Annotated in this window: 3 protein-coding genes; all 3 read left to right on the top strand. The window is 39.7% G+C overall.

Features of this window, described 5'->3' with window-relative positions; all coding sequences use genetic code 11:
• The first annotated feature begins 38 nt into the window (after positions 1 to 38).
• The 3 genes from NWQ57_RS22455 (at position 39) to NWQ57_RS22465 (ending at position 6,277) form a co-directional block, all read left to right on the top strand.
• Positions 39 to 2,963, top strand: a complete 2,925-nt coding sequence (locus NWQ57_RS22455) for a TonB-dependent receptor (protein WP_306024427.1) — start codon at positions 39 to 41, stop codon at positions 2,961 to 2,963.
• Between the two features lie 82 nt (positions 2,964 to 3,045).
• Complete coding sequence (locus tag NWQ57_RS22460; RefSeq protein ID WP_306024428.1) at positions 3,046 to 4,503, top strand: tetratricopeptide repeat-containing sulfotransferase family protein; 1,458 nt, start codon at positions 3,046 to 3,048, stop codon at positions 4,501 to 4,503.
• Between the two features lie 106 nt (positions 4,504 to 4,609).
• A complete protein-coding gene (locus NWQ57_RS22465) occupies positions 4,610 to 6,277 on the top strand; it encodes a tetratricopeptide repeat-containing sulfotransferase family protein (protein ID WP_306024429.1) in 1,668 nt (555 codons plus the stop codon).
• The last annotated feature ends 356 nt before the right edge of the window (positions 6,278 to 6,633 follow it).

A 6,633-nucleotide genomic window follows, 5' to 3' on the forward strand; every position in this document is an offset into this window, starting at 1 on the left:
CATTCACACTATAAACTTAGTGGTCCAGGGAGACATACATGTTTACATTTAAAAAAAGTGCTGCTGCACTGTCAGTAGCTGCTTGCTTAGGTTTATCATTGCCTGCGTTGGCTAATAATACTAACGGGAACATCACCGGTAACTCTATTACTACTTCTGGTGCAGTCCTTTCTGACGTTACTGTGTCCATTGAAAACTTACAGACAGGTTTGAAACGTTCTGTTGTTTCTGATGCCAACGGTGTTTTTCGTTTCCCCTTGTTGCCCCCGGGGCCTTACAAAATTGTTGCTGAAAAAGACGGTTTCAGAACAACTGTTGAAGAAAGTGTCACAGTAGGCATCAGCGGTAAGGTCAATGTTAATCTAGCGTTAAGCGATGCAAGTGTGGAACGCATCGAAGTTACCGGCTCTGTGATATCTTTGGTCGATGTAACCAGTAACAGTACGGGTATTGTTATTGATTCTGTTACCCTTGATAGGGTGCCTGTTCCACGTGATTTAACAAGCGTTGCTTTATTAGCGCCCGGCACAACTAAAGGCGATTCTAATTTTGGTAATGTCCCCTCAATTGGCGGAGCCTCTGCGGCAGAAAATGCCTATTATGTAAACGGCCTCAACCTGACCAACTTCAGAACTGGTGTAGGTTCAAGTAACCCACCATTTGAAATGTTTGATACATTTGAAGTTAATACAGGTGGATATTCAGCGGAATACGGCCGAGTAACCGGTGGTGTGGTTAACGCTAAAACTAAGAGTGGAACCAACGAATTTAAATGGGGCGTCAATGTTTTTTATGAGCCTGATGGGTTGCGTGAAGATAAACCTAATGGCGTTCGCCCAGACGGCACCCTGCATGTAGATAACAACTACGATAAAAATACATACTGGGAAACAAATTTATGGGCCAGCGGTGCAATCATTGAAGATACTTTATTCTTTTACGCATTGTACAATCCGCGCTCAGATACTTTTGATTACAGAGCAGCAGAAGAACCATTTGGTGGAGATGTAATCCAGGAAGTATACAAAGATGAAGACGATGATGCTTTCTGGGGGGCTAAAATTGACTGGTATATTAACGAGAACAATATACTTGAATTGACTGCCTTTTCTGACGAAAGCGAAGAATTGAATTCAAGCTTTATATCGACAAATGGTAACGTTGGCGAACCTGCAGTAGGTATTACCAAGCAAGGTGGTAAAAACTATATTGCCAAATATACCAGTATACTAAGCGACGATTTTTCAATTTCAGCCATGTACGGTTTAAACAAAGCAAACAGAACTGTATCAAGTGCTTTGGACGCTAACCCGGTTATTTACCGTCGTTTAGATAGCAATGGCTCGTTTTTGAAAGGCGGTAATTTTGCCAACTTTTTGGTTGATGTAGGTGAAGATGAACGTGAAGTCTTCCGAATTGATGCAGACTGGTATATTGGCGACCATGAAATACGTTTGGGGGTGGATTCTGAAACACTAACCGCCACCGCTAATACTGTGCTTTCTGGTGGCAACTACTATCTAATATACGTTGATGATGTGACCGATCCGGCTAACCCTGTTCCCCGTGAGGTTCGTCGTCGTACTTATTCATCAGGTGGTGATTTTGAAAATAAAAACTTTGCCTATTATATTCAGGATCAATGGCAGGCGACGGATGACCTAGTCATCAATGTTGGTGTACGTAATGATGCTTTTGAAAACTTTAACGGAGCAGGGGAGTCTTTTGTTAAATTAGACAACCAGTGGGCGTTGCGTTTAGGCGCGGTTTATGACGTAACCGGTGAAGGCGACTCTAAACTATGGGCAAGTTATGGCCGTTATTATTTGCCAGTTGCGGCCAATACCAATATACGTTTGTCTGGTGCAGAAACTTATATTCACGACTTCAGAGCATTTGAGGGTTGGGCCGACACTTCTCTGGACATTCCTGTGTTTAACGAAAGTTCTCCCGCTTCGGCACCTCAGCAGGTGTTTTCTGACGGTGATGTGCCCAGTAAAGAGTCCATTGTTGATAGCAGCCTCGAGTCTATGTATTCAGATGAATACATCTTAGGTTATCAGTTCCAATTGACCGATGATTGGAGTATGGCTGTTCAAGGTACTTACCGTGAACTTTCAACCACCATTGAAGATGTCGCGATTGACTTTGGTTTTAATAAATATCTGGAACGTGAGTTTGATAGGTCATGCACGGAATGTAGTGGTTTCCACTACTACGTATTAACTAACCCGAACACTGATTTGACTTTTGTCGCTGACGATGGCGTTCAGTATACTATTCCTGCAGAGGACTTAAATTATCCTGATTCTATTCGTAAGTATGCTGCGGTTGATGTTACATTTGAAAAAGCTTGGGATGGTGTATGGTTATTAAATGCCGCTTACACCTGGTCACATAGCTGGGGTAATAACGAAGGTTATATTCGCTCAGATAACGGCCAGGATGATGCAGGTTTAACCACCTTGTTTGACCAACCTGGATTATTAGATGGCGCGTACGGTAACTTACCTAATGACAGACGTCATGCGATTAAGGTATTTGGCTCTTATCAGGTAACAGAGAGTTTGAATTTGGGTGTTAATGCTCAATGGCAATCAGGTCGTCCGAAGAATGCATTTGGATATCACCCAACGGATGTATTTGCCCAGGCCTATGGATCTGAGTCTTTTTATGCTAATGGTGAGTTAGTACCTCGTGGTTCTTTAGGTACCACAGACAACGTATTAAATATTGACGTTACGGCTAGTTATTTTATTCAGCTTAATGAAGATTATGATTTAACTTTACGTGCTGATGTATTTAACGTGTTAAACAGTGATACTGCTACCGAAGTAAGTGAAATTTATGATCAGGAAACCCCTGATGGTGAAGCTTCTAATTTGGTTAATCCTACCTTTGGTTTGCCCACTAACTGGCAGACACCACGGTATGTGCGGATTAGCGCCTCTTTAAGATTCTAAACATCTTTAAAGTATTTAATTGTAAGCCCCGCTGAGCGGGGCTTTTTTATTAGAAGTGAATATTGAAAAGGTTTTTACTAGCATGTTAGATGTTAAGCAGATATTTGAGCAAGTAGTTCAATCAATCAAACAAGGCAAATTAGACAATGCCGCATCTCACCTGAGCACACTCATTAAATATAAACCAGAACTATATGAAGACTGGTTGGGTATTGGCAAACTTGCACTATTAGCGGGTGAAGTTAACCTCGCCAAAGAATCACTTAAACTCTTTGAAAAAAGGCCAAACAGTAGCTTAAATATAGAACTGGCATATCTAGCTGCGTTGGTTGAAGTGGGTGAGTTTAGAAATGCGGTCAACAAAGCTGAGCTCATGTTTAAAGATAACAATAAAAGCCCAGAACTTAGCCATTTTTTGAGTACCGTATATTTGCAAATGGGCGACAGTGAGGCGGCGGCAAAATATGCGCAACAAACCTTATCTTTCTGGCCGCATGCTGGAGAGGCATGGCTAATACTGGTTAATTCGCTTGATATTGAGCTTGATGGTGAAATATTCAAAAAAATGTTGTCTTACGAAAATCAACTATTGGACAAAAGCAATGCTCGTTCTAAGTCATCTTTTTTGGCAGCACTTGCTAAAGTTTATGAGGATCACAATAATTTTGAGCTTGCATTTCAGTATGCGCAAAAGTCGAAAGCAATAATTAGTCAAGAATCAGATTTTAGTTTGGCAAAAGAGGTGGCCAGAGTTAAAAAAATTATTCAAAAGGCTGCCGTCACGCAAGTTAAAAACGATTTGCAAATTAACTGCAATGACCAAAGTCCTATTTTTATCGTTGGTTTACCCAGAAGTGGCACGACTTTACTAGAACAAATTCTATGTAGCCATAGTAAAGTTCTTGGTGGTGGCGAATTTAATGGCATGGAGCGCGCAGCTAGATGCTTAACCCTTGGCGAGCCAATCGGTGAGTCTATGAGTCATTTTGAAACTAACTCTAAGCAGCTTACCGAAATTAAACGAGTTTATTTGAAATTTGCTCATGAAAAGTTTGGCAGTGATGGAGTTATTGTTGATAAAAGCCTGAATAATAGTCGTTTTGTTTGGTTGATTCGTCAGGTTTTCCCTGATTCTCCGATTATTTTTTTACGCAGAAATCCCATAGATTCAGCATGGTCTTGTTTTAAAACTCACTTTAGTCAGGGGATGAGCTGGAGTTGTCAACAGCAGCACATAGCCGATTATTTTAATTGTGAGTTTGAATTGTACAAACATTGGAATAAGATTTTTGCGAATTCTGTTTTGAATGTTAATTATGCAGACTTGATTAACAATACTGAGAAAGAAATAAAAACCATGGTGGAATATTGCCAATTAGAGTTTGAATCCTCTATGCTGGAATTTCACCAAAGTACTCGGCCGATATTTACTGCCAGTACCGTTCAGGCCAGAAAAAAAATATACTCAACATCACTTGGTTCGACGGAAGTTGAGCATTTGATGACTGAGTTTGTTGATAATTTCAAAGGCGTTCTGTGAGTAATTTTCAATGAGTATTTTACTCAATAGGTGGCCAAAATAGCCTGAGTTGTGTGATATTTGGTCTTTTTTACTCGTATTTTCAATTATTTTTTAATCGGTTGGTGTGCCTGATAGTGCTTTCTCCATCGATAAACTTGCATTTTTTGAAGGGGTATTGTATGAGCTGGCAATTATCAAAATGAATTATATTAATGGTGAATCTCAAGAACGAACAATTGCAACTGGATTAGCCTGCGGGTTTGATGCATTGGAGCAGGGTAATTTCAAGTTAGTAATAGATATTGCCAAACAAATATTAAGCACCAACAGAAATATTCCGCAAGCACATTATTTGATTGGCAGAGTGACTTTAGAAACTAGGCAGTTGGATATTGCGTTAAGGGCATTTGAGACTGCGGCTGAGCTGGATGCGTCAATGTCAGAGTATTGGGCTTTTTTGGCCTTAGTATATGCTCAAACCGGTAATATGATTGATGCAGAAACTGCTGTGATGAGGGCGCAAAAAATTGGTAGCGAGAAAGCGCAGGTACTAGCTCCAATTGCTCATGTATTGAGTCTATTGGGATACTTTGATGATGCGACTAAATATCTCCGTATGGCTGTGCAGAAATCACCTACTGAAGCTACATACTGTCACGCTCTTGGTGTCAGTCTTTTAGAATTAGGTGATTTCAAAGGTGCGCAGGAAGCGATAGAAAAGGCTATTGTACTTAATCCCTACAATGCTGAGTCGCGGTGGATTCTATCTTCGTTGTTTAAAGCAACAGATAATGTGATGGCAGAACAATTAGTTTCCATTATGGATGAATCGAAAGGATTGCCAAGTTCTATAGCCTATCTGGGTTATGGTGCAGGAAAATTATTTGAAGATACTGAATGTTGGGATAAAGCATTTGATGCATTTTTACGTGGAGCCGCTGCAAAACGCAGTATCGTTAATTATGACCGTTTCCAAGCCAAGCAGACTTTTGAAGCAATTAAAACAATTTGTACAGAAAATTGGCTTAGAACAGCTCATAATGATCACAATGAAGTAGCGCCAATATTTATAATTGGTCAGCCTCGCACAGGTACGACTCTCGTTGACCGAATAATTTCCAGTCATAGTTTGGTGCACTCAGCAGGTGAACCTGTCCAGTTGGCTATGTCGCTTCGAGCTTTAACTGGCGTAAGAACCGAAGAATTTATTTCAGCAGAATTAATCAATAAATCCAAAGATGTAAGCGGGGAGCTATTGGCAGAATCGTATCTTACAGGCTTGGCTAATCGTCGAGGAAGTACACCATATTTTATAGATAAATTTCCGATGAATTTCATGTTGGTTGGATTTATTGTAAAAGCATTTCCAAAAGCTAAAATTGTTCATGTTACGCGCAGTCCGGCAGATACTTGTTTTGCGGTTTTTAAACAGCTATTTGAAGAAGTTTATCAACATAGTTACGACCAGTGCGAAATGGCAGAGCATTATGTTATGTACAAAAATTTAATGGAATATTGGCATGCAATTATGCCTGATAAAATTTTTGATATTGCTTACGAAGATATTGTGACAGATAACTACACCCAAGCACGCAACCTTATCAAATACCTAGGCCTTGAATGGGAGGATAATTGTTCCAATTTTGAAAAAAATAATACGGCCGTTGTAACAGCCAGCGCGGTACAAGTCCGTGAAACGGCGCATAACCGCTCGATTGGGCGATGGAAAAATTATGAGAAACAACTTTCGCCAACACTTACTATATTAAGCGCTGCGGGTATTTCCCCGTAAAGCAGTTTTAGTCAGCTCGGCAAATCTATACCCAAGCAACCTGAAACGCGTATCTTCAGGTTGTTTGGGTAAATAAAGGTTCATAAACTATGTGTACTTCCGGAATTCTATGAAAATAGTTTTATTTGATAATGAAGTATTATCTAAATTCATTTTCGTTTTACTTATTTTGCCCGCAGATTTTAACTTTGCTTTTTAAATTAACCAATCTTAAGAATATTTGGAGCAATTTTGCTCAAAACTAATGCAATTAAAAATCACTTAGGATTTTTGTAAAAAAGCAACTATATTATTTGACTAAATGTTAGTTATTCGGGTCATGAGTTCCTTGACATTTTGCTTACATCCATGTGAAC

The organism is Paraglaciecola sp., from assembly GCF_030730205.1.
GTDB lineage: Bacteria > Pseudomonadota > Gammaproteobacteria > Enterobacterales > Alteromonadaceae > Paraglaciecola.